We start from the raw sequence: 23,568 nt of genomic DNA, 5'->3' as shown, positions 1-23,568 counted from the left end.
CCTCAAAGCAATTCCGGCGGCAGGTCAGCACGCGCTTGTCGATGCTGCCTCGCCGCCCTGGGGCGTTGGGGACCGGTGTCCCTGGGCTGTCTCCCCGACTACCCCGAAGCGGGCAGGCGGCATCGCGCGCATGCACGGTGGTGGCTCACCTCAAGCTGGGATGTGCGCCACCTCGTGCCGTGCATCAAAAGTAACCCGCGTCATAGTAAAAAGTCCCGCGCCTGAGGGGTGGTCTGTCTCAGATACGGGACTATGCAGGCTGGGTGCCGTTTATTGCAGTTTTCCGACGGCGGATTCCGCGGCGCGCAGGAAGGTAGCATCCCGCACCATCTGGACCGCCTGCTCGATTTCCGGCGCCAGGTAGCGGTCCGGTCCTACCCCCGGAACCCGTTCCCTAAGCGCCGCCACGACGGCGGCCACCCCGTCCCCCGGCGCGCCGTCGCGCAGGTCGATGCCACGCGCCGCGGTCAGGATTTCAATCGCCACCACGCGCTGCGCGCCATCGATGCCGCGCCGCAGCTTCCGGGCCGCCGACCAGCCCATGGAGACGTGGTCTTCCTGCATAGCCGACGAGGGGATCGAATCAGCCGACGCCGGGGCCGCCAGCCGCTTCAACTCGCTGACGATGCCGGCCTGCGTGTATTGGGCAATCATGTGGCCGGAGTCCACGCCCGGGTCGGCCGCCACGAACGCCGGCAGGCCGCGGTTGCGCGCCACGTCTAGGAAGCGATCCGTGCGCCGCTCCGAGATGGAGGCGAGATCCGCGAGCACGATAGCCAGGAAATCGAGCACATAGGCCACGGGGGCGCCGTGGAAATTGCCGTTGGAGACCACCCGCCCGTCCAGCGCGACCACGGGGTTGTCCACGGCCGCCGCCAACTCGTTGACGGCAACCTGGCGGGCGTGCTCCAGCGTGTCCCGGAAGCCGCCGGCCACCTGCGGGGCGCACCGCACCGAGTAGGCGTCCTGCACGTGCGACTGGGCGAATTCGTCGTGCGCGGCGGAAAGGTTCTCCGAGCCCGCGGCCAGCGCGCGGATATTCGCCGCCGCGGCGGCCTGGCCGGGGTGCGGGCGCAGCTGCTGCAGGTCGTCGGCGAAGACGTCCAGGCTGCCCTGCAGGCCCTCCACCGTCAGCGCAGTCGCGATGTCCGCCTGCCTAGCCAGCGCCTCCAGGTCTGCGATAGCCAGGCACAGCTGCCCCAGCATGCCGTCGGTGCCGTTGATAAGGGCCAGGCCCTCCTTCTCCCGCAGCTGCAGCGGCTCGATCCCGGCACGTTCCAGCGCGGCGGCCGCCGGCTGCCGCTTGCCCTCCACGCGGACCTCGCCTTCGCCCAGCAGCGCCAGCGCGCAGTGGGCCAGCGGGGCCAAGTCGCCGGAGCAGCCCAGGGAGCCGTATTCGTAGACCACCGGGACAATCCCGGCGTTGAGCGCGGCCGCGTATGTCTCCACCACCACCGGCCGCACGCCGGTCCGGCCCGTGCACAGCGTGGACAGGCGCAGCAGCATCAGCGCGCGGATGACCTCTTCTTCGACCTCTGGCCCCGAGCCGGCCGCGTGGGAGCGCACCAGCGACAGCTGCAGCTGCGCGCGCTTGTCGGCGGGGATATGCCGGCGGGCCAGCGCTCCGAACCCCGTCGAGATCCCGTAGACCGGCGTGTCAGAGGCCGCCAGATCCTCCACCCGCTGCCGGGTCGCTGAGACCTCGTCGAGCGCTTCCGGCGCCACCGTCACGCGGGCACCGTGGCGCGCGACCGCCACGACTTCGGCGATGCTCAGACCGCCGATCCCGATTTCCACTTCCTGGATTTCCCCCGCCTGGTGCGCGGTCTTGTCAGCCTTAAACTCAGCCATGGTCAGTTGTCTCCTTCTCGTAGCCTGGCCGGTTCCCAGCGTTGTGCGCTGCGGAACGCTACTTTCAGACACTAACTCCAATGAGTGTTATTTGCCACAGTTTCGCCGAATAATGTTCTGACTCTCTAATGGGGCTTCACCGGGCGCCGTACATCCGCGCCGCGATCTCCCGGGCGGAGGCCTGCAGGTGGTCCAGGACGGCGGCACGGGTGGCATCGCCCAGCCGGCCGACCCCGAAGGTCACCGCCAGGCTGGCCGCCGGCCGCGCGAGGTGGTCCAGCACCGGCACGGCCAACGATGCCTGCCCGCGCGAGATCTCCTCCGTCTCCTCCTCCCAGCCGCGCTCGCACACCTGGGCCAGGCGCTCCCGAAACTGGCGCAGGCTGCCCTCCTGCCCCGCCGTCGCGAAGGTGGCGCGGGCCTCCGCCTCCGGCAGGTAGGCCAGCATGACCCGCCCCGAGGCCGAGCGCAGCGCCTGCAGGCGCACGCCCACCTCGGTGACCAGGGACACCGCCCCCGGGCTGCGGACCTCGTGCAGGTAGACGACCTCCGAGCCGGCCAAGCGCGACAGATGGCCGGATCCGCTCGCCAGATTCGCGGCCTGCTCTACAAAGCGGTGGCTTAGCCGCACCAGCGGCTGCTGCGTCGTGTACGCCGAGGCCATCGCGTAGGCCGCCAGCCCCAGCCCGTAGGTCTGGTTTTCCGGCAGGTGCACCACAAAGCCCGACTCCACCAGCTCGTTGAGCAGGTGGTACGTGCTCGAGCGCGGCAGGTCCAGCTCGCTGCGGATGCGCGCGGCCGAAATCGGCACGTCAATGGTGGACAGCAGCGACAGAATCCGCAGGGCATTGTGGGCGGCGGGGACCTGAATCTTTCTCACGCGACAATTGTAGGAAATTCCCCGGCGAACTCGCGGTACAAAGCGCCTACAGTGGAAGACTATGAACACCATCAGCGACCAACCGCTCTTTGCTCCCGCCCCCGAATGGACCGGCCGCGCCGACGGCCCCGGCCCCGAACACGCCCGCTGGCACAGCGTCATCCAGCCCCTGCCGGCCGACGGCGCCGCTTCTGCTCGCGATGCCGCCGTGCTCGTCGGCTACGCCTCCGACGAAGGCGTCCTGCGCAACGGCGGCCGCCAGGGCGCAGCCGCCGGCCCGGCCGCGCTGCGTTCCGCCCTGGGCGGCCTGGCCGTCCACGATTCCTCCCCCCGCTTCGACGCCGGCACCGTGACCACCCAGCGCGACGACCTGGAAGGCTCCCAGGAAGAGCTTTCCCGCCGGGTCGCGGACATCGTCGGCAGCGGCAACCTGGCCGTGGTGCTCGGCGGCGGGCACGAAACCGCCTTCGCCACCCACCGCGGCGCCTTCCGCGGCAATGGCGAGCAGCCGCTGAAGATCGTCAACCTCGATGCCCATTTCGATCTGCGCACCGCCGACCGGGCCACCTCCGGCACGCCGTTTAAGCAGATCGCGGGGTTTGTCCAGGACGCCTGCCCCGAGCAGCCGGCCGCCTTCGACTACTCCGTCTTCGGCATCTCCGAGGCCAACAACACCGCCGTGCTATTTAACACCGCGGACGAGCTCGGCGTGGAGACCGTCCTCGACGAAGACCTCGTGGATCTCAGCCCCTCCCAGGCCGCCGGCCTGGTCGCCAAGTCCGTGCAGAACCAGCCGGCCATCCACCTGTCCATCGACCTAGACGTCCTGCCGGCCGCCGCCGCGCCGGGGGTCTCCGCCCCGGCGGCATTGGGCGTGGACTTCGCCAAAATCCGCGCGATGGCGCTGGCCGTGGCGGCCACAGGCAAGCTGCGCCTGGTCGACGTCGTCGAGCTCAACCCCGACTTCGACGTCGACGGCCGGACCGCGAAGCTGGCCGCCCGGCTCATCGCCGATATCGTGGCCGCCCACGCATCAGCCCACGCTTAAAGCCCGAAGGCTTTAAGCCCCCAGGCTTTAAGCCCCGAGCCCTAAGACCTCAAAGAGCACGTAGGCGATCGGGGTGGCCAGCACGATGGTCAGGGCCACCCGCTCGAACCAAATGGCCAGCATGTGCCAGAGCTTGATCGTGATCTTGGTCGCCAGGATGCAGGGCACCAGCGCCGAGAAGAAGATGATCGCCGAGACCGAGACCACCCCGATCACGAACTTCAGGACCAGGTTGTCCGAGTCTGCCACGGCGGTAGCCGGCAGGAACATCTCCGCCACGCCCATCGCCGAGGCCTTGCCGGCCAGCACCGGCTCCGGCAGCTGCACAATCCAGGCAAACGGGTAGAACAGGTAGCCAATCCACTCGAAGATCGGGGTGAAACGGGCCAGCAGCAGGCCGATAAGCCCGACGGACATGATCGACGGCGCGATGGCCCCCGACAACTTCAGCCCGTCCAGGAAATTCTCGCCGATGCCTTTGCGCAGCGACGGCGCCGTCGCCAGCGCCTGCAGGGCCTCGCGCCAGGCCTCCCGGAAGCGGTTGCCGTTGATGGTCCGCTCCGGATCCGGCTCGGCCGAGTGGTAATACTCGTCCGGGATCGTGCGCAGCGGCGGGATCCGGACGGTCACCGCGGTGACCAGGAACGTCACCACCAGGGTCACGGTGAAATAGATGCCCCAGATATTCATGATGTCCAGGGACTTGGCCACGATCACCATGAAGGCGGCCGAGACCGTCGAAAAGCCCGTCGCCACGATCGAGGCCTCCCGTGCGGTGTAGCCGCCGCTCTGGTAGACGCGGTCGGTGATGAGGATGCCCAGGGAATAGGAGCCGACGAAGGACGCGACGGCATCGATAGCCGAGCGCCCCGGGGTCTTCCACAGCGGGCGCATGATGGGCTGCATGAGCACGCCGACGAATTCGAGCAGGCCGTAGCCGATGAGCAGCGCCAGGAAGGCGCCGCCGATGGGGACAATCAGCCCAACCTGGACCGCAATCTTGTTCCACAGGAACGGGACCAGGTCCTCCTCGCCCAGGACCCACGGTAGTTTGTCGATGACCATCAGGAAGCTGACCACCAGCCCAACCACGTTGAGCACCGTGAAGACGGCCTGGAGCGGGCCTTGCTCCCAGTTTTTGTTGGCGATCGAGCGCCACGTGCCGTACGCGGCCAGCGCCAGAATGATCCACGGCACGACCCCGGGCAGGTACTGCTGGATGATCGTCACCAGGTGATCCAACGGGATGGACTGTTTGCCGTCGTAGGTGACGGGGAAGAAAAAGACGAAGGCGCCGATGGCGCTGTAGACGAACAGCCGCCACTTGCCGTCCACCCGAGGCAAGGGCGCGTTCTCGACCTGCTTGTCGGCAGGCGGTTGGGATTGAGTAGTCACTGCTTACTCCTGGTTCAGCGGGCCCAAGGAGCCAGGAAAAGCGCGCACGCCAGCTGAGGGCATACGGCCTTGCCCGTTCCTTGAAGCACCGGGGTGAGGTCTCCTATGCCCGCGCGACAGCCAGACGCGAGTAGAACTTAATGTAACCTATAACACTTTCAATGTCCAGTAGGTTGTCAATTACTAGACTGGGCGGTGTCCCCCGTCCCCTATCCGCGCCAAGTCCCGCACTCGAACACCGCGTTGAAACACCGCGCTAGAACACGGAGAAGAACATGACCACTATGAAGGCTATCCGCCACGTCGGCCTGCACACTTTCCCCGAGCTCAAAGACATCGAACGCCCTACTCCCGGCCCCACCGAAGTCCTGCTGAAGGTCGCCGGCTCCGGCGCCTGCCACTCCGATGTCGCCATCTTCGACGAATTCGGTGAGTCCTCCCCCGCCGTCTACCACCGGGAATTCACCCTCGGCCACGAGATCACCGGTTGGGTCGAGGAGGCCGGTTCCGCCGCAGAAGGTTTTGAAAAGGGCGACGCTTACCTCGTCTACGGCCCCCTCGGCTGCGGCCGCTGTTCCATGTGCGTGCGCGGAGATATGCTCCAGTGCCGCAACCGGGCCGCCAATACCCCCGCCGGCATCGGCCTGGGCCGCGACGGCGGCATGGCCGAGTACGTCACCGTTCCGGCGCGCAACCTGGTCCCGCTGGGCGATGCCGATCCCATCGCTGCCTCCGCCCTCGCCGATGCCGGCCTGACCCCATACCACGCCATCAAGAAGGCCCTGCCGACGCTCAACCGGGGCGGCCAGTACGTCCTCGTCATCGGCCTGGGCGGGCTGGGCCTGCTGGGCATCCAGATCCTCAAGGCCATGACGAGCGCGACGATTATCGCCACCGACACGAAGGAATCCGCCCTCCAGGAGGCCGAGCGCCTGGGCGCGGTTACCGTAGCCTCCGATGACGACGTCGTCGACAATATCCTGGCCGCCACGGGCGGCAAGGGGATCGACGCCGCTTTCGACTTCGTCGGCCTGGGCCAGACGGTATCGACCGCGATGGCCACCGTCGGGCCGGACAGCCGCGTGACGGTGGTCGGCCTGGGCAACGGCTCGCCCTACGAGTTCGCCTGGCTGACCTCGCCGCGCGAGACGGAGCTAATCTCCACCTACTGGGGCACGCTGCCCGAGCTCCACGAGCTGGTCGAGCTCTTCCGTGACGGCTACCTCGAGCCGATGTACACCACCTACCCGCTCAGCGAGGGCCTGGAGGCCTACCGCAAGCTGCAGGCCGGCGAGGTATCCGGCCGCGCCGTCATCGTCCCGCACGGCAACGCCTAGGCTAACGATGCCTCCTCGGCCGCCGCGGTCCCCCAATCAGGCAGGGGATAACCCGCAGCTTGGCCTGGGTGGACGGTAGCGGCTCGCGGGAAAAGCTCCACGCGACAACGCCCACGAGCGCGACCGCCCCACTGACCGCGAACGCGGTCTGGAAACCGTAGATATCCGCCAGCGCGCCCACCACGACCGGCCCGAAGATAGAGCCAAGGTCCATGGCCATCTGGAAGCTGGAGAGCACCTGCCCGCCGGAGCGCTCGGATCCGATGATGTCAGCCAGGGTGGCCTGCTGGGCGGGGTTGATGAAGCCGGCCGCGGCGCCGGTGAGCACCGAGAAGCCAATCAGCAGCGGCAGCGAGTCCGCGTGCCCCAGCAGCCAGGTAAAAACGGCCGATCCGCACAGGCCGGCCAGGATCATCGGGCGCCGGCCAAAGGTGTCGGCCCAGCGTCCGGAGAACTGCAGGACCACGGCGTTACCGGCCGCAAATGCCGCCAGCGCGTAACCCGCGGCGGCGGAGCTGTTGGCAAAGACCGCGGCAGCAAAGAGCGGGATGACCGAAACGCGCACGCCCATATTCACCCAGCCGTGGGCGAAGCTGGAGGTCAGCGCGGCCCGAAAGGCGGTGTCCTGCCAGGCCTGTGCAAGGTGCATCGGCGGCAGGCTGGACTTTGTATTGCCCGTCCCCGCCGAGCGCGGCATCAGCCACCAGACCACGCCGGCGGCCAGCGCCACGCCGAGGCCATAAATGAAAAACGGCCAGCGGAAGCCCAAAAACGCCAGCCCGGCGCCTAAAAGCGGCCCGGCGATATTGCCCAGCAGGAAGGCGGTCCCGTACAGCGCCGAGCACCGGCCGCGGATCTGCGCCGGCGACAGGCTCACGATGAGCCCCATGGCCGAGACCGTAAACATGGTCGAGCCAATCCCCGCCAAAAAGCGCAGCGCGATGATATGCCAGTACGCCTGCGCCAGCGAGACCAAGCCCGTCATCACCGCCACGGTCAGAAGGCCGGTCAGGTAGATGCGCCGGGATCCTATCCGGTTGACCAGGTAACCCGAGGCCGGGGCAAAAAGCAGCCGGGAGGCGGAAAAAATCGACACGACCAGGCCCGCCGCAGCCATCGAGACGTCGAAGCTCACCACGAACTGCGGCAACAGTGGCGCGATGAGCCCGTAGCCCAGCGCGATAATGAAGACAGCAGCCACGAGCACCCAGATCTGCCGCGGAATGGCTGGAGTGGCTGGGCTGGGCTGCGAGGAATCTGGCGCGGTATCTGACATGGTAAATCCCTAGCTTAGCCGGTGCCCCCAAATCCGCCAGCCAGATTCGCACATGCGTTCTAATTCGCGCGAGGCTATGTCCCCACGGGCCGCTAGCTTTTAAGGCATGAAGAACACGAACTACCGCCCCCAGCCCACCGCCGCCTCGACCATCTCCCCCAGCCGCTTGGCCTCCGAAATCCAGTTCACCGCCTGGGAGGACGCCCGGGCGGTAACCAGCATCATGCGCCACCCGCGTTCCCTGGCTCGTCCGCTGGCGAACTGGCGTCCACCGTCGGTCTCCCTGCCACCGGTGGCCGGCAGCCCCGGGCTCAACGTGGCGATCACGCGCCACCGCGTCGGCCCGCGCGCCAAAGCCCGTGCTAAGGGCTACGGCGCCGAGCGCGAGCCCGCCTACGTGGTCTCCTTGCGCTTTACCCACGCCGGCGGCGACTTCGTCGACAGCACTACCGCGGAGGCCTGGGTCCGCGCCGTCATCGACAAAGAGCTTATCGATGCCGTCCACGAGCTCAGCTCCGGCACCGCCCACACCTTCATCTGGCTCGTCGACCGCGACTTCCAGCCGGTGCATTCCCCCATCTCGCTCTTCGCCGGCTTCGACCAGGCCGCCTAGGCGCGGTGAGATTTAGCGCCCGGTCTGGAGGGTGTGCCGCTGATAGGCCCGCATCTGTTCGCGGGCCCGCTCGGCCTCGTCCGGCGCGCGCAGCAACCCGCCCAGGCGCTCCACGTTGCCGCCGTAGCTCAAGCGCAGCTGCAGCGCGGCAGGCAGCGTACGCAAGAGCACCCCGGCCAGTAGCAGACAGAAAATCTTGTCAATCGTATCCGAGGTCAGCACCTGCATAACCGTGGAAAACCCCTGGTGCCGGGACAGCAGGAAATAGAAATCGGTTAGGTGCCGCAGCCCCGCGGCGTTGGTCTCGGGCTGCGGCCACAGCCGGGGCGGACAGGAAGCCAGCGCGGTGGTAAGTCCAATCAGCCAGCCGGCGGCCAGGATGCGCAGGACCGAGCTGCACCACTGACGCTTGGCGGCCCAGCCGAACAGCACCCCGGCCAGGGCCCCGACGGACGCGAAAGCCAGATCTCCCGGCGCCCCCAGCGCCATGACCGCGCCGCTAGCGGCCCCAGTGGCCATCCCCAGCAGCGGTCCGCCCACGATGGCGGCTATACCGGTACCGATACTGTCGAAATAAAACGGCAGTTCCCAGGCCCGGAAAAGCCAGCCAATCAGCACGTTGACCGCCACCGCGCAGGGAAACAACTTGAAGACTGTCCCCGGCAGCTCGTCAACCCGGGCCAACAGCAGCAGGGCCGCGGCGACAACCACCCCGAGCCACATCAACAGCGCCGGGGTGCTGGCGAAAATCCCCTCCGCCAGCAAGCTGGAAGGGTATTTAATGCCCGCGGCCCACACGGCGATTAGCAACGCGGTGGCGAGGCCAACGAAAACCTTCCGCCACTTCACCCGCGATCCTTGAACGGGGAGGTGCATTAGTCTTCGCCGGTGGTGTCCTCGTAGTCGGCGAAATCGGCATCGTCGACGTCTTCGCCGAAGATGTCGTAGACATCCGGCTCATCAAATTCGCCCGCGTCGAAGGAGACCAGCTGGGCCTCCCAGTCAAGCGCCTGCTCGGAGACCAAGCCCAGCACGTCGAAGAGGCGGTCAAAGTCGGTGTAGGTGCCCAACTCTAGGGTCTCGGCCGGCACCTCGATGATCGGCGCGCCTTCGGCCAGCTCGCCGCTTTCAAACAGCGCGATCCGGTCTTCCTCCACGATGCCGTCGGCCTCGCCCTGGTCCCAGGCTTCCGAGATGGCCTCGTCCTCGGCGGCGTCGAGCTCGTCCTCGTCGAAGTCGAAGGCCAGGAAACGCACGATCGCCTGCGGGATGCCGTCTACGGTCTCCACGAGCACGCGCAGCTCGGAGTCCTCGCCTACCTCGGCGACCACCAGGTTCGGGTTAAAGGAGTCCTGCTCGAATTCCAGGTCGGAAATCCGCTCGTCGGTACCTTCGATGAGATCCCGCAGCACCGTGACCACCTGGTCGGTGGCGATGTGGCGGGCGACCGCCTCGGTCGCGTCCTCTACCGAAAACGCCACCGAGACCAGCACTGCCTCGAAGTTTTCGTCATCCTCGTCGACGTCCGCGGCAGCAATGTAGACGTTGGCAGCGGGCAGCAGCGGGTCGATCTCCACGAACTGGATCTCCAGCTCCGCGGTGATCGGGACGAACAAGACGTCGTCGTTGACCCGGGATTCAATTCCTTCGGCGTCCAAGGCAATTGCGATATCTTCGAAAAAGCTCATGTTCAGCAATCCGTCCTTGTGTTTAGGCAGTGGTGCACCGGCCCTAGCCTACCGCTAATCGGGCTCGCTCGTGATGAATCCCAGTTCCGCCAGCAGCTCCGGGCGGCCGGCACCCCATTCCAGCATGGAATAGTCCTCCCAAGCCCGGCGCTGCTCGGCCTTCGGATCGTGGTCCACCCGCGGCGGGATATCGTAAACCTGCGTCGCGCGCAGCTCGGCTTCTTCGGATTCTTCGGATTCTTGCGCGCCTTCCACCCGGTAGCGCGGCCAGCTGGGCGCCGGCTCCGACTCCCAAATGAACCGTGCCCAGTGGTCCTGCATCAACTCCGTCATCGACTCCCCCGCGTCCCCGTTGCCCAGCTTGGTCACCAGCGACATCCGCGAGGATTTCGGATCCCCGAAGACGTTGGCCAGCTCCAGCGAGTGCACCGCGCCGAGCCCCAGCCAGCGCAGCGCCATCGGCGTGTAGTCGTAGCGGTACATCCACGTCGGGTAGCGCTCCGCGTGGGCCTCGGCGGCGCGGACGGTGGGCGCCCAGAACAGGGCATCGGAAAGCAGGTCGGCGAAATCCCGCCGGCCCTCGGCCCGCCCGTAGGCGTCCACCACCCGTTCGGCGTTGCGCTCGTCGAAGGACCGTAGCAGCCGCAGCCCGGCGCGGGCGCGGGAATCCTCCCGCTGGAACAGGTACTTGGCAAAACTGGTCTCGCCCGAGTTGGTCCCCACCAGCAGCGGAACCCCCGCTTGCCTCCCCTTCTCAAAGGCTTCCAGCGGGTGTGCGGGCAGCACGTCCTCGTCGACCGTCGGCGCGTAACAGGAATTCAGGTGCAGCAACTCCCCGGCGCGCCACATCATCGACTGCCCAGCGCGGACCAGGTCCGGCCACTCCTCGGCGCGCAGCTCATCGATGCCGCTTCCCCTCGGCAAGGCCAGACGCTTGACCAGCTCGCGGGCCCACAGCGTCGACTGCGCGCGGGAATGAATCAGCCCGATGGGCGGCGACTGGGCGATGGCCTTGTGGAAGAGCCCCTGCGCCGCCGGGCTCGTCATGAGGGTAAGCACCGCGGCCGCCCCGGCGGACTCGCCCATCAGCGTGATGTTGTCCGGATCGCCGCCGAACTGGGCGATATTGTCCCGCACCCACTCCAGCGCCAGGAGCTGGTCCAGCACCGCCGGGTTGGCCACGCACTCGCCCGGCAGGCTGCGCATATCCAGGTAGCCCAGCGCGCCGAGGCGGAAGTTAATAGAAACGTAGACGACGTTCATCGACTGCGCCAGGTGGAAACCGCGCAGCATCAGCATGTGCGACGAGCCCATGATGAAGGACCCTCCGTGCAGGTAGACCACCACCGGCAGCCGCTGCGTGCCCGTCGGCCGCACCACGTCCAGGTTCAGGCAGTCTTCGCTGCCGATGACCCTCTCAGTCCACGAATACGTCGGCTGCGGCGCCACCTCGCCGAAGTCCCGGCATTCGCGCACGCCTTCCCAGGCCGCCACCGGCTCGGGGGCACAAAACCGCCCGGTGAGCGCGGTGTCCTTGCCGAACGGGATCCCCTTCCAGGAGCTGACGTCGAGGCCTTCGTCGTCGTGCTCGCGCTTGCCGTGGACCCAGCCGGCGGCCGTCCGGATGGCCAGCCCGTCGCCGGGGTGGGCGTGCGCGGCCGCCTGGGCTTCGGCGGCGCGGGCATGGGCGGCTGCCGCTTGCCGGCGCGCGGCAGCGACTGATTCTTCTTCCCACTCCTCGTCCCAGGGCCCCATGGATTCCAGCGTAGTAAGCTCGCGTCGGGTTTGCGCAACCTTGCGCACGCTTGACGATGCCCCACCACACTTTCCCCTAGAGTGGTATAGGACCTATTTATCGGAGGAGACGAAACGTGTTTGGAATTGGTAAGAAAAACAAAGAAGACAACGGCGCGGTAGCTACCGTCACCCCGGAAGAGGCCGCGGACAACCTGCAGCGCTACGACATTGATCCGGACAACGCCGACAAGTGGACGGCCACTCTGCTCAAGTCTTTAGATAAGGCCGTCAAGATCCAGGCCGGCACCATCGTCAAATACGTCGAGTCGGTCAAGAAGCGCAATCCGAACGCCACGCCGGAACAGATCCAGGCGATTATCGACAAGCACTTCCGCAACATCACCACGGGCACGGGCGCCGGGGCCGGCGCGGCCGCCTCCGTTCCGGGCGTCGGCTTTTTCACCGGCGCGGCCGCCATCGGGGCGGATTCGCTCGTTTTCTTAGAGGCCGCGGCCTGGTACATCCTGGCCTCCGCGCACCTGCGGGGCATCGATGTCAGCAACGAGGAGCAGAGGCGCGCGCTCGTGCTGTTGGTGCTGACCGGTTCCAAGGGCTCGGCGCTCGTCGACACCATCGTCGGCGACCTGGGCCAGGGGGCGAGCCTGTCGAGCGCGGCATCGCTGACGCGTTTTTCCGCCCCTACCCTGTCCGGGATGAACGCGCGCCTGGGCAAGCTCTTTACCAAGCAGATCACCAAGCGCTTCAAATGGGCCTGGGTGTCCAAGCTAATGCCGCTCGGAATCGGCGCGTTTTTGGGCTCCGTGGCCAACCGCAAGCTGGCCCGTCAGGTCATCGAACACGCCCGCACCAACCTCGATCCGCTGCCCGCGATCACCAATTAAGAAGCAGGATTGTCAGCCAGCTGTTGACCCGTATCATTGGGAACGGACCACTTTGCTGGGGGCATTACCCCCGCCGTGGATGTTTACCACTAAAGTTGATGTGACTACCCGACAAAGCTAAAGGAAAAGAGGCGAGCACCTGCCGTGAGCAAGTCGAATATATTCGGCCCCAACGCGTGGCTGATTGACGAACAGTTCCAGCAGTATTCCCAGGATCCATCCTCCGTAGATAAGGAATGGCGGGAGTTTTTCGAGGCCAACGGCGCCCCCAAAAAGTCGGCTGACGCTGGCAAATCCGGGTCGACCCAGCCGAAGAAGGACAAGCCGGCGAAGGCGCCCAAGGAATCTGAAGGCACGACTGCTAAGACCAAGCAGAACGTCCGCGAGACTGAGGTCTCCAAGGGTGTAAAGAAGGCGCAGAAGGAATCCGCCAAGGCCAACACTCCGGCTAAGGAAAAGGCCCCGACTTCACCCCTGGATCGCATCGGCGCTACCCCCGAACCGGGCCAGAAGCCGCTGAAGGGTACCTTCAAGGCCATCGCCAAGAACATGGACGAGTCCCTGGAGATCCCGACCGCAACCACCGTGCGCGACATGCCGGTCAAGCTCATGTGGGAAAACCGCTCCATGATCAACGACCACCTCAAGCGCACCCGCGGTGGCAAGATCTCCTTTACTCACATCATCGGCTACGCCCTGGTTAAGGCCACCCAGATCCACCCGGCCATGAACGTGCGCTACGAGGTCTCCGACGGCAAGCCGACCGTCGTCCAGCCCGAGCACATCAACTTGGGCCTGGCCATCGACCTGCCGCAGAAGGATGGCTCCCGCGCGCTGGTCGTCGCCGCCATCAAGGAATGTGAAAACAAGGGCTTTTCCGAGTTCGTCGACGCCTACGAGGACATCGTCACCCGTTCCCGCAACGGCAAGCTGACGATGGACGACTTCTCCGGCGTGACCATCAACCTGACCAACCCGGGCGGCATCGGCACGCGCCACTCCATCGCCCGCCTGACCAAGGGCTCCGGCTCCATCATCGGTGTCGGCTCCATGGACTACCCGGCCGAGTTCGCCGGCGCTTCCGCCGACCGCCTGGCGGACCTGGGCGTGGGCCGTCTGGTCACGCTGACCTCCACCTACGACCACCGCGTCATCCAGGGCGCGGAGTCCGGTGAGTTCCTGCGCACCATCGGCCAGCTGCTGGTCGACGACAAGTTCTGGGACGAGCTCTTCGCCGAGATGGGCGTTCCCTACCAGCCGTTCCGCTGGGCCCAGGACGTCCCGAACTCCGGCGTGGACAAGAACACCCGCGTCATGCAGCTCATCGAGGCCTACCGTTCCCGCGGCCACCTGCTGGCCGACGTCAACCCGCTGGGCTGGCACCAGCCGGGCCTGCCGTCGCCGGATCACCGCGACCTGGACATGGCCACCCACGGCCTGACCATCTGGGACCTGGACCGCACCTTCAACGTCGGTGGCTTCGGCGGCAAGGAGTCCATGACGCTGCGCGAGGTCCTGTCCCGCCTGCGTTCGGCCTACACCCTGAAGGTCGGCTCCGAGTACGCCCACATCCTCGATCGCGACGAGCGCGGCTGGCTGCAAGATCGCCTCGAGGACGGCATGCCCAAGCCGACCAATGCCGAGCAGAAGTACATCCTGCAGAAGGTCAACGCCGCCGAGGCTTTCGAGAACTTCCTGCAGACCAAGTACGTCGGCCAGAAGCGCTTCTCCCTGGAGGGCGCCGAGTCCCTCATCCCGCTGATGGACTCCATCATCGACACCGCCGCCGGCCAGGGCCTGGACGAGGTCGTCATCGGCATGCCGCACCGCGGCCGCCTGAACGTCCTGTTCAACATCGTGGGCAAGCCGCTGGCCGAGCTCTTCGAAGAGTTCGACGGCAACTACCGCGGCGGCCAGCTGGGCGGCTCTGGCGACGTTAAGTACCACCTGGGCGCCAGCGGCGAGCACCTCCAGATGTTCGGCGACGGCGAGATTAAGGTCTCCCTGACCGCCAACCCGTCCCACCTGGAGGCCGTCGACCCGGTGCTGGTCGGTATGGCCCGCGCCAAGCAGGACATCATCGACCAGGGCGACGAGGGCTACTCCGTCGTCCCGCTGATGCTGCACGGCGATGCCTCCTTCACCGGCCTGGGTGTGGTCCAGGAGACCATCAACCTGTCCAACCTGCGCGGCTACACCGTCGGCGGCACCATCCACATCGTGGTCAACAACCAGATTGGTTTCACCACCACCCCGGACTCCGGCCGCTCGACCCACTACGCCACCGACCTGGCCAAGGGCTTCGACTGCCCGGTCTTCCACGTCAACGGCGACGACCCGGAGGCCGTCGTCTGGGTCGGCCAGCTGGCTACCGAGTACCGCCGCCAGTTCGGCAAGGACGTCTTCATCGACCTCATCTGCTACCGCCTGCGCGGCCACAACGAGGCCGACGACCCGTCGATGACCCAGCCGGTTCTCTACGACCTCATCAACGACCACAAGGGCGTGCGCGAGTCCTACACCGAGGACCTCATCGGCCGTGGCGATCTCTCGGCGGAAGACGCCGAGGCCGCCGCCCGCGACTTCCACGACCAGATGGAGTCCGTGTTCACCGAGGTCAAGGAAGCCGAAAAGACCGGCCCGCAGGAGCAGACCGGTATTACCTCGTCCCAGGAGCTGACCCGCGGTCTGGATACCTCCATCACCGCCGAGGAGATGAACGAGCTGGGCCAGGCCTTCGTCAACCCGCCGGAGGGCTTCGACCTGCACAAGCGCGTGTCCAAGGTCGCCAAGGAGCGGGCCAAGACCGCGCAGGAAGGCGGCATCGACTGGGCCTGGGGCGAGCTGCTCGCCTTCGGCTCCCTGGCAAACTCCGGCAAGGTCATCCGTATCGCCGGTGAGGATACCCGCCGCGGTACCTTCACCCAGCGCCACGCAGTCCTGTTCGACCCGGAGACCGGCCAGGAGTACAACCCGCTCAACCACCTGGCCGACGCCAAGGGCAACGGCGGCAAGTTCCTCATCTACAACTCCGCCCTGACCGAGTACGCCGGCATGGGCTTCGAGTACGGCTACTCCCTGGGCAACCAGGACGCCCTGGTGGCCTGGGAGGCCCAGTTCGGCGACTTCGCCAACGGCGCGCAGACCATCATCGATGAGTACGTCGCCTCCGGCGAGGCCAAGTGGGGCCAGACCTCCTCGCTCGTGCTGCTGCTGCCGCACGGCTACGAGGGCCAGGGCCCGGACCACTCCTCCGCCCGTATCGAGCGCTACCTGCAGCTGTGCGCTGAGGGCTCGATGACCGTGGCGCAGCCGACCACCCCGGCCAACCACTTCCACCTGCTGCGCCGCCAGGCACTGGGCACGATGAAGCGTCCGCTGGTCGTTTTCACCCCGAAGTCCATGCTGCGTAACAAGCAGGCGACCTCGGCGGTGGAGGACTTCACCGAGGTGACCTCCTTCCGCTCGGTCATCAACGACCCGAACCAGGTCGACCACAACGGCAAGGTTGTCGGCGACCCGGACAAGGTCAAGACCATCATGCTCTGCTCCGGCAAGATCTACTACGACCTGGAGAAGAAGCGGGAGAAGGACGGCCGCGACGACATCGCCATCGTGCGCGTCGAGATGCTGCACCCGATCCCGTTCAACCGCCTGCGCGAGGCCTTCGAGACCTACCCGAACGCCACCCAGGTGCGCTTCGTCCAGGACGAGCCGGCCAACCAGGGCCCGTGGCCGTTCTACAACGAGCACCTGCGCGAGCTGATTCCGGACATGCCGGAACTGGTCCGCGTGTCCCGCCGCGCGCAGTCCTCGACTGCCACCGGCGTGTCCAAGGTCCACCAGCTCGAGCAGAAGAACCTGCTCGATGAGGCCTTCGACGTCTAGACCGCGCTCTAGGCACGCCGACTAGCCGGCCCGCTGCCCTCCCTCAGCTAGGGAGGCGGCGGGTCGGTTTTTTGTTTCTAGGCGGACCTACCGGGGCGGTATCCACACCGTCTTTCCGCGCACCCGTGCCATCCTGCCCCGCGATGCCGGCCCGCCGCACCCCGCGTCATCATTCGCGCCGTTGTGGTGCGGGCACAAGGTGACCAGGTTGTCCATGTTGGTCGGCCCTCCCCGCTCCCAGGCCTGTATGTGGTGTACCTGGCATTCATCCCCGCCCACCAGGCAGTCCGGCCAGGCGCAGACCGGGTTTTCAATCAGCGCCAGGCGCCGCTGCTTGTCGGAGGCAAAGCGTTCGATGCGGTAGAGGTTCACCGGCCCGCGCACTGGGTCGACCAGGCCGACGAAACCGAATTCGCTGAGCTTGCGCCGCACCAGCTCGGCGCCGCTGACGACGGCGCCGTTGGTCAGCTGGACGGCGATGTCTTCGGCGCCGGAGGAGGCATCGTTAAGCAGGCGACCGAAGTCGCTGATGTCCATGACCGCGTTGGTGATTGCCGGTGTGGCCGCCCCGCCGCCGCCTAAGAGGACGGCGCGGGCGTCGTCGACCGAGTCGATGTTGGCGTGCAGGTCCGCGATGAACGCCGAGTCCGCGGTAATCTTCCACGACCACAGTCCGTCCTTGCCGCGACGCAGCTCGACGCCGGGCGTGCGGGTTGGGCTGGGGTTGGCCTCGCGCACCTTGCGGCGAGCGATGCGCCCCATCGCCTCCTCGTCCGCCGCAATGGCCGCAAGTTCCTCGAAGATGCGCCAGGCGTCGTCCTGCTTGCGGGCCCGCCCCACGTGGTAGGCGATCACCAGCAGCACCGCCAGGTCGTGGCCAATCCGGCGCGCAGACGCTAGCGCCCGGCGTTGGCGACCACGGTAGCGGGTGGCCCCGAAAAAGAGGTCGCGCACTCCCAGCAGCTCTTCGGCACCGGCGCGCGTGGCACCGGCATGCTGCACGAGGTCGTCGACGCTCGCGCCGCGGACTTCCTCCAGCAGGGCGATGCCCGTCGCCCGCGCCCCGAAGTACGCCCGCGTGCGTTCTAAACGGTCTGGATCAAATTCTGTGTTCATGCCTCCTAGAACAGCAGCCCGCGCGGCGCGGCTCAAGGATTCGGGGCGCTAGCCTGTGGATAACCGGCCCAAATTATATGCGGGCGCATATACCGCGGAGTTATCCACAGGCCGGGGCGCTATTTTCCGGGGCGCTATTCTTCGGTGGAATCCGAGTCGCTGTTCGCGTCCAGCTCGCCTTCGGGGACGCTGTTCTGGCTCCAGCGGGAAACGACCTTCTCGATGTCGCCGTCACCGGTCTCGACCTCCTCGACCAACTCGTCGATGTCCTGCTCGATCAGGAATTTCGACAGCGAGCCCAGCATCTCCATTTCTTCCCGGTCCAGCAGGCCCTTCGTGAAGATGGGGCTGTAGTTCTGCGGCAGCTCGCTGGCGGGGCTCGCGCTGCAGCCCTGGGCGGTCGACGGGTCGACGGTGGTCAGCGTGGTCGGCAGCGATTCCATCATCGCGATGTGCGTCTGCCCGTTGCGGTCCTCGTCCCGGCTGGCCTCGCCGGCGCCGAAATCTTCGGCCATCTCCCGGGCGCGGTCGGGGTCGAGGGCGTAGAGGGCATCGCCGGTGCAGGCGGCCCAGAAATTACCTTCCTCGCCCATCTTTTCCACCAGGGAGGAACCGGCTGTGTTGTCCTCGACGACTAGCTCGGCATGCCGGTCGTTGCGGGCGAAGGCCTGCTTGAAGATTTCGGCGACGACCTGGCCCTCCGTCTCCTGCGAGTCGACCAGGATGCGGATGTCCGCGTCTTCCCGCGGGTCGGCGGAGCTGCCCGGATCGGCGTCCGCGCACCCGCTCAAGGCCACCACCGCGGCCACCAGGCAGGCGGCACCGGCTTGCACACGCATCGAATCCTCCCAACGTTGAAATTCCCTGTCATCTTACACGGCGTGCCCCGACGTGTATTTTCCCCGCCCGGTTACTACGATGGTTCATGATATGACTAGTGCACTAACCGAATCCGCTGTCCGCAGCGCGCTCTCCCGCGTAGAGGATCCTGAAATCGGGCGCCCGATTACCGAACTCGACATGGTCAAGTCCATTTCCGTCGACGGCAACGACGTCGCCGTGGAAATCTACCTGACCATCGCCGGCTGCCCGATGAAAAACACCATCCAGTCCAACACCCAGGCGGCGTTGGAAGACATCGACGGCGTTGGCAACGTCACCGTGACGCTGGATGCGATGAACGACGAGCAGCGCCTCGAACTCAAAAAGAAGCTCCGCGGCGGCAAGGCCGAGCCGGAAATCCCGTTCGCGAAGCCCGATTCCACCACCCGCGTCTTCGCGGTGGCCTCGGGCAAGGGCGGCGTCGGCAAGTCCTCCGTGACCGTCAACCTGGCCTCCGCCCTGCAGCGCAAGAGCCTCAAGGTAGGCATTATCGATGCCGACATCTACGGCCACTCCGTCCCCGGCCTGCTGGGCTCGACGACAGGCCCCACCGTGCTGGACGAGGAGATGCTGCTGCCGCCCATCGCGCACGATATTAAGCACATCTCCATCGGCCAGTTCGTCGAGGGCAACGCGCCGGTCGTCTGGCGCGGGCCGATGCTCCACCGCGCCCTCCAGCAGTTCCTGGTCGACGTCTTCTGGGGCGACCTCGACGTGCTGCTGCTGGATCTCCCTCCCGGCACCGGCGATGTCGCGCTCTCGGTGGCCCAGCTCATCCCCAACGCCGAGCTGCTCATCGTCACCACCCCGCAGGCCGCGGCCGCGGAGGTCGCCGAGCGCGCCGGCTCCATCTCCCAGCAGACCCGCCAGCGTGTGGCCGGCGTCATTGAGAACATGGGCGCGATGGTCATGCCGGACGGCACCACGATGGACATCTTCGGCAGCGGCGGCGGCCAGATCGTCGCGGACCGGCTGAGCACCCTTTTGGGCCACGAGGTCCCGCTGCTGGGCCAGATTCCGCTGGATCCGGCGCTGCGCACCGGCGGCGATGCCGGCGTGCCGATCCTCGAGCAGGCCCCCGACTCGGCTGCCGCGCAAGCGGTGGCCGCCATCGCGGACAAGATCGCGGTGCGGAAGGATTCCCTGGCCGGCAAGCCGCTGGGCTTGGGCGTTACCCAGCACTAAACGCTAGGTAATATCCGACCAGCTAAAGCCCGAGGTCTGCTCGGGGCGGCGTTCACTCGGCTGCGGTTGCTGCTTAGGCTGCGGTGCTGCCTTCTCCTCGGGCGCGGGGGCAGAGGTGGCATCGGCAGCGTAAATCTGCGAATAATCAAAGCCCTGCGCGGCCGCCGCGGTATTGGTTTCGCGCGGCTGGTCGGTGTACGGGCTGTAGCTTTCCTCGCGCTGCTCGACCTTCGCCGCCGGCTCGTCTAAGAATTTCTTCGGGTTGAAGTCGTCCCAGGCGCTATCGTCGCCGTCGAACAGCGCCTTGGTCAGCACGCCGCGGGGCCCGAGCCGGCCCCACTCCATGGCCTGGTTGAGCGGCCCGCGCAGGTCGTCGAACTCCTTGGAGAACTCCCCCACCTCGCCGTTGAGCTCGGCCTTGGCGTTGTTGATCGCCCGCCGCGCGGCGAAAATCGCGGCGCGCACGTCCTGGAGCACGCCGGGCAGCCGCTCCGGCCCGATGACAACGACGGCGATCAGCACGATCACCACGATCTCGGTAACGCCTAAATTCGAAAACACGTGACTTACTCTAGTCTTTCTCCACGGCCCTGGTTATGCCGGATGGCCCGCACCATCATCTCCAGCCGGTCGAGCAGATCCTGTTCCGGATGGTAGGTCGGCGTGGAGGCGTCCGGGCCGGGCCCCACCGCCGAGCTAGCGATGCTAGTCAGCCTATCCACCAGCGAATGCGGCGCGCGCACCTGGTGGTCGACGTTGCACATGCGCACCCATTCCGAGGCGCCGCGCTGCACGTGGACCTCGCGGCGGCATTCCGCGCAGTGTACTAGGTGCACGCGCACGCGGTGAGCGGCCTTGTGGTCCATCTCGCCGTCGACGAAGGCCACGACCGCCTCGGGGCCCAAGTGCCCGATGGTGTCCATGCGGCGGGCCCGCGCCTTAGCCTTGTCGCGGATCTTGCGGGCCCGCGCAATCCCCGCCGCGCCAGCAGCTCCGGCCGAACCGGCAGCTCCGGCCGCGCCCAAGGAAGAAAAACGCGAAACATGCGGGTGCACAGCTTTGGCCTCCTTTCTGCCACCTAGCACTAGTCCTAACACCAGCCTAGGGAATTTTCCTAGGACTTGGTGGGAAGCAGGAGGCGAGCGTCGGCATCGTTAGCCGCGGCGGACTCGATGGCCGCGCGCAGCTGGGACCGGCCGCGGTGGATGCGGGAGCGCACAGTGCCCATCTTCACGCCCAGGGTCTCGGCGATTTCGTCGTAGCTCATGCCCACGACGTCGCAAAGCACGACGACGACACGAAACTCCGGGCTCAGCGAATCCAGCGCGGCCTGCAAGGCCGGGTCCAGATTGGCCACGGTGTAGGCCTGCTCGGGCGTCATATCGTTGCCCGGCACGCGGTCGTAATCCTCGGGCAGGGCCTCCATGCGGATCTTCGCGCGGTGGCGCACCATGTCCAGGAAGAGGTTGGTGGTGATCCGGTGCAGCCAGCCCTCGAAGGTGCCCGGCTGGTAGTTGTGCAGCGACCGGAACACACGCATGAAGGTCTCCTGGGTTAGGTCCTCCGCGTCGTGCTGGTTACCGGACAGGCGGTAGGCCAGCCGGTAGACGCTGTCGGCGTGCTCGGCCACCAAGTCGGCCCACGATGGCATGGCTGCCTGCCCGGCATCGAAAGCTGCGGTGCTTGCGGGGGCATCGTTCGACGGGAGTGACTCTTTTGCCATAACAAGTATTGTGCTACATCTTTCTTCCAAACTCCAGACGGTGGACTGTACATTTGCTGTTAGCCGTTTTGCCACCCACAACTCGGGGCGTTATCCCCACCTAAGCGCGGCATTATGCCTAGACTGAAGGCCGTGACTACTACGGCTTTTGACGCATTGCAATCCTATATCGGCTCGACCTCCGCGCCCTCGGAGGCGCTGGCGCACGCCCGCGACCACGCGCAGGAGTATTCCCTGCCGCTGCCCGACGAGTCGCTGGGCCAGCTGATTAGCACCCTCGCCGCCGCCTCGACGGGGCACGCGGCCACGCCGAAAGCCCAAGCTATTGTCATTTCCCCGGCCGCGGCGGTCGTCGGCCTCTACGTTTTGGAGGGCCTGTCCGAGTCGGGTTCGCTGACCTGCATCGACCCGGAGGCCGAGCACCAGGCCGCGGCCAAGGCCTCCTTCCGCGAGGCCGGTTACCCGCCCAGCCGCGTGCGTTACCTGCCGTCGCGCCCGCTCGACGTCATGAGCCGCCTGGCCAGCGAGTCCTACCAGGTCATCTACGCCGACGTGCACAGCCTGGACCTGCCCGCGCTAGTCGATGCCGCCTGGCCCCTCCTATCCCCGCACGGCACCCTGATCCTCCCGAATGCCCTCCTGGACGGGACCTTGGGCGATAGCTCCCGCACGGATCGGGCCACCCAGTCCGCCCGCCAGGCCGACGCCGCCATCCGCGAGCTCGAGGACGCCGTGGTCACCCGCCTGCCGCTGGGCGGCGGGGTCACGCTCGTGACGAAGCTCTAAACGCGCTGGTTCTTGCCGACGACGACCACGCCGCCGGCCGAAATCTGGAAGCGCTCGGCGTCGCGCTCCGCGTCGACGCCGATGATGGCGCCCTCGCCTACCTCGACGTTCTTGTCCAGGATGGCGTGCCGCACCACGGCCCCGCGGCCGACGCGCACGCCCGGCAGCAGCACGGAACCCTCCACGGTCGCGCCGTCGGCGACGTGCACGTCGGAGGCCAGCACCGAGTTGCGCACCGTGCCGCCGGAGATGATGCAGCCCGGGGCCACCATCGACGACTGCGCGATACCGTTTTGCACGAACTTCGCCGGCGGGAAGTTGGAATCATCCGTCGAGTGGATGGGCCAGTGCCGGTTGTACAGGTTGAAGATGGGGTGCACGGAGATGAGATCCATGTGCGCCTCGTAGAAGGAGTCAATTGTTCCCACGTCGCGCCAGTAGCCGTGGTCGCGCTCGGTAGAGCCGGGTACTTGGTTAGACATGAAATCGTAGACGTGGGCCTGGCCGCGCTCCACGAAGTACGGGATGATGTCGCCGCCCATGTCGTGCGCGGAGTCGGGGTTGTCCTCGTCGGCCAGGAGGGCATCGATAAGCGCCTGGGCGGTGAAGACGTAGTTGCCCATGGAGGCATAGGTCTGCGTCGGGTCGTCGGGGGTGGACGGCGGATCGGCCGGCTTTTCGACGAACTCGGTGATAGTGCCCATGCCGTCGGCCTGGATGCAGCCGAAGGCGCTGGCCTCGGAGCGGGGCACGCGGATGCCGGCGACGGAGCAGTCCAGGCCGGTCGCGATGTGCTCGTCGACCATCTGCGCCGGGTCCATGCGGTAGACGTGGTCGGCGCCGAAGACGATGACGTAGTCGGGCTTCTCGTCGTAGATGAGGTTCAGCGACTGGACGATCGCGTCGGCCGAGCCGTTGTACCAGCGCTTGCCGCGCCGCTGCTGCGCGGGCACGGAGGCGATGTACTGCGGCGTGGGCCCGGACAGGTTCCAGGCTTGGGAGATGTGGCGGTCGAGCGAGTGCGACTTGTACTGGGTCAGCACCGCGATCTTCAAGAAACGGGCGTTGACCAGATTCGACAAGACGAAGTCGACGAGTCGGTAGGAGCCGCCGAAAGGCACGGCGGGTTTGGCGCGGTCTTCCGTCAACGGAAAGAGGCGTTTGCCCTCTCCGCCCGCGAGGACGATGGCAAGGACGTTAGGCTGGCTTCTCACAACCTCCAACCTATCCGCAGTATCGAAACTACGCAGCGGAAATGGCT

The 23,568-nt window shown here is 66.6% G+C and carries 20 protein-coding genes; 7 read left to right on the top strand and 13 right to left on the bottom strand.

The window, feature by feature from the left end:
- Window positions 1-270 precede the first annotated feature (270 nt).
- Window positions 271-1,851, bottom strand: a complete 1,581-nt coding sequence (gene hutH, locus VVS03_RS03965; protein ID WP_368519630.1) for a histidine ammonia-lyase — start codon at window positions 1,849-1,851, stop codon at window positions 271-273.
- Between the two features lie 136 nt (window positions 1,852-1,987).
- Complete coding sequence (locus VVS03_RS03960) at window positions 1,988-2,731, bottom strand: IclR family transcriptional regulator (RefSeq protein ID WP_368521048.1); 744 nt, start codon at window positions 2,729-2,731, stop codon at window positions 1,988-1,990.
- A gap of 61 nt (window positions 2,732-2,792) precedes the next feature.
- Between VVS03_RS03960 and hutG the strand changes: the two genes are divergently transcribed.
- On the top strand, window positions 2,793-3,779 hold the full coding sequence (gene hutG / locus VVS03_RS03955; RefSeq protein WP_368519628.1) for a formimidoylglutamase: 987 nt from the start codon (window positions 2,793-2,795) through the stop codon (window positions 3,777-3,779).
- Between the two features lie 27 nt (window positions 3,780-3,806).
- Here hutG and VVS03_RS03950 read toward each other — a convergent pair whose 3' ends face one another.
- Complete coding sequence (locus VVS03_RS03950; RefSeq protein ID WP_409338324.1) at window positions 3,807-5,123, bottom strand: YjiH family protein; 1,317 nt, start codon at window positions 5,121-5,123, stop codon at window positions 3,807-3,809.
- A gap of 326 nt (window positions 5,124-5,449) precedes the next feature.
- Between VVS03_RS03950 and VVS03_RS03945 the strand changes: the two genes are divergently transcribed.
- Window positions 5,450-6,511, top strand: a complete 1,062-nt coding sequence (locus tag VVS03_RS03945) for an alcohol dehydrogenase catalytic domain-containing protein (RefSeq protein WP_368521045.1) — start codon at window positions 5,450-5,452, stop codon at window positions 6,509-6,511.
- A 1-nt stretch (window position 6,512) separates the two neighbouring features.
- Here VVS03_RS03945 and VVS03_RS03940 read toward each other — a convergent pair whose 3' ends face one another.
- Complete coding sequence (locus VVS03_RS03940) at window positions 6,513-7,787, bottom strand: MFS transporter (protein ID WP_368534105.1); 1,275 nt, start codon at window positions 7,785-7,787, stop codon at window positions 6,513-6,515.
- Window positions 7,788-7,893: 106 nt separating this feature from the next.
- Between VVS03_RS03940 and VVS03_RS03935 the strand changes: the two genes are divergently transcribed.
- Window positions 7,894-8,400, top strand: a complete 507-nt coding sequence (locus VVS03_RS03935; protein WP_368519624.1) for a hypothetical protein — start codon at window positions 7,894-7,896, stop codon at window positions 8,398-8,400.
- Between the two features lie 12 nt (window positions 8,401-8,412).
- On the opposite strand, the gene VVS03_RS03930 is transcribed toward VVS03_RS03935, so the two are convergent.
- The 3 genes from VVS03_RS03930 to VVS03_RS03920 are packed head-to-tail and all read right to left on the bottom strand — an operon-like array spanning window position 8,413 to window position 11,843.
- Window positions 8,413-9,249 (bottom strand): hypothetical protein, encoded by an 837-nt coding sequence (locus VVS03_RS03930; RefSeq protein WP_368519623.1) that lies wholly within the window; start codon window positions 9,247-9,249, stop codon window positions 8,413-8,415.
- Between the two features lie 26 nt (window positions 9,250-9,275).
- Complete coding sequence (locus VVS03_RS03925) at window positions 9,276-10,088, bottom strand: DNA primase (protein ID WP_368519622.1); 813 nt, start codon at window positions 10,086-10,088, stop codon at window positions 9,276-9,278.
- 54 nt (window positions 10,089-10,142) lie between these two features.
- Window positions 10,143-11,843, bottom strand: coding sequence for a carboxylesterase/lipase family protein (locus VVS03_RS03920; RefSeq protein ID WP_368519621.1), 1,701 nt, complete (start codon window positions 11,841-11,843; stop codon window positions 10,143-10,145).
- A 116-nt stretch (window positions 11,844-11,959) separates the two neighbouring features.
- Here VVS03_RS03920 and VVS03_RS03915 point away from each other — a divergent pair, with 116 nt between their 5' ends.
- Together VVS03_RS03915 and VVS03_RS03910 are read left to right on the top strand one after the other, a co-directional pair.
- A complete protein-coding gene (locus tag VVS03_RS03915) occupies window positions 11,960-12,727 on the top strand; it encodes a hypothetical protein (protein WP_368521043.1) in 768 nt (255 codons plus the stop codon).
- A gap of 144 nt (window positions 12,728-12,871) precedes the next feature.
- Window positions 12,872-16,615: a multifunctional oxoglutarate decarboxylase/oxoglutarate dehydrogenase thiamine pyrophosphate-binding subunit/dihydrolipoyllysine-residue succinyltransferase subunit gene (locus VVS03_RS03910; protein ID WP_368521042.1), complete on the top strand. Its 3,744-nt coding sequence runs from the start codon at window positions 12,872-12,874 to the stop codon at window positions 16,613-16,615.
- Window positions 16,616-16,702: 87 nt separating this feature from the next.
- Here VVS03_RS03910 and VVS03_RS03905 read toward each other — a convergent pair whose 3' ends face one another.
- Entirely contained in the window at window positions 16,703-17,731 is a 1,029-nt protein-coding gene (locus VVS03_RS03905; RefSeq protein WP_368519618.1) for an HNH endonuclease signature motif containing protein, read from the bottom strand.
- Between the two features lie 134 nt (window positions 17,732-17,865).
- Complete coding sequence (locus VVS03_RS03900) at window positions 17,866-18,570, bottom strand: hypothetical protein (protein WP_368519617.1); 705 nt, start codon at window positions 18,568-18,570, stop codon at window positions 17,866-17,868.
- Between the two features lie 91 nt (window positions 18,571-18,661).
- On the opposite strand from VVS03_RS03900, the gene VVS03_RS03895 reads away from it, so the two are divergent.
- Complete coding sequence (locus VVS03_RS03895) at window positions 18,662-19,798, top strand: P-loop NTPase (protein WP_368519616.1); 1,137 nt, start codon at window positions 18,662-18,664, stop codon at window positions 19,796-19,798.
- Window positions 19,799-19,801: 3 nt separating this feature from the next.
- Here VVS03_RS03895 and VVS03_RS03890 read toward each other — a convergent pair whose 3' ends face one another.
- The 3 genes from VVS03_RS03890 to sigE all read right to left on the bottom strand — a co-directional run bounded on the left by VVS03_RS03890 (window position 19,802) and on the right by sigE (window position 21,521).
- Window positions 19,802-20,359 (bottom strand): twin-arginine translocase TatA/TatE family subunit, encoded by a 558-nt coding sequence (locus tag VVS03_RS03890; protein WP_368519615.1) that lies wholly within the window; start codon window positions 20,357-20,359, stop codon window positions 19,802-19,804.
- A 5-nt stretch (window positions 20,360-20,364) separates the two neighbouring features.
- Entirely contained in the window at window positions 20,365-20,772 is a 408-nt protein-coding gene (locus tag VVS03_RS03885) for a zf-HC2 domain-containing protein (protein WP_409338180.1), read from the bottom strand.
- A 140-nt stretch (window positions 20,773-20,912) separates the two neighbouring features.
- Window positions 20,913-21,521, bottom strand: a complete 609-nt coding sequence (gene sigE / locus VVS03_RS03880) for an RNA polymerase sigma factor SigE (protein ID WP_368519614.1) — start codon at window positions 21,519-21,521, stop codon at window positions 20,913-20,915.
- Between the two features lie 114 nt (window positions 21,522-21,635).
- Between sigE and VVS03_RS03875 the strand changes: the two genes are divergently transcribed.
- Window positions 21,636-22,307, top strand: a complete 672-nt coding sequence (locus VVS03_RS03875; RefSeq protein WP_368519613.1) for an O-methyltransferase — start codon at window positions 21,636-21,638, stop codon at window positions 22,305-22,307.
- Here the strand turns inward: VVS03_RS03875 and glgC are convergent.
- The gene (glgC, locus tag VVS03_RS03870; RefSeq protein ID WP_368519612.1) at window positions 22,304-23,521 is read right to left on the bottom strand and encodes a glucose-1-phosphate adenylyltransferase; all 1,218 of its coding nucleotides are present in this window, start codon (window positions 23,519-23,521) and stop codon (window positions 22,304-22,306) included. The genes VVS03_RS03875 and glgC overlap by 4 nt on opposite strands.
- Between the last annotated feature and the right edge of the window lie 47 nt (window positions 23,522-23,568).

The sequence above is a fragment of the Corynebacterium sp. LK2537 genome (genome assembly GCF_040946485.1).
Taxonomy (GTDB): domain Bacteria; phylum Actinomycetota; class Actinomycetes; order Mycobacteriales; family Mycobacteriaceae; genus Corynebacterium.
The sequence above is the reverse complement of the archived record's forward strand: the minus strand, read 5'-3'. Positions and strand labels throughout refer to the sequence as shown.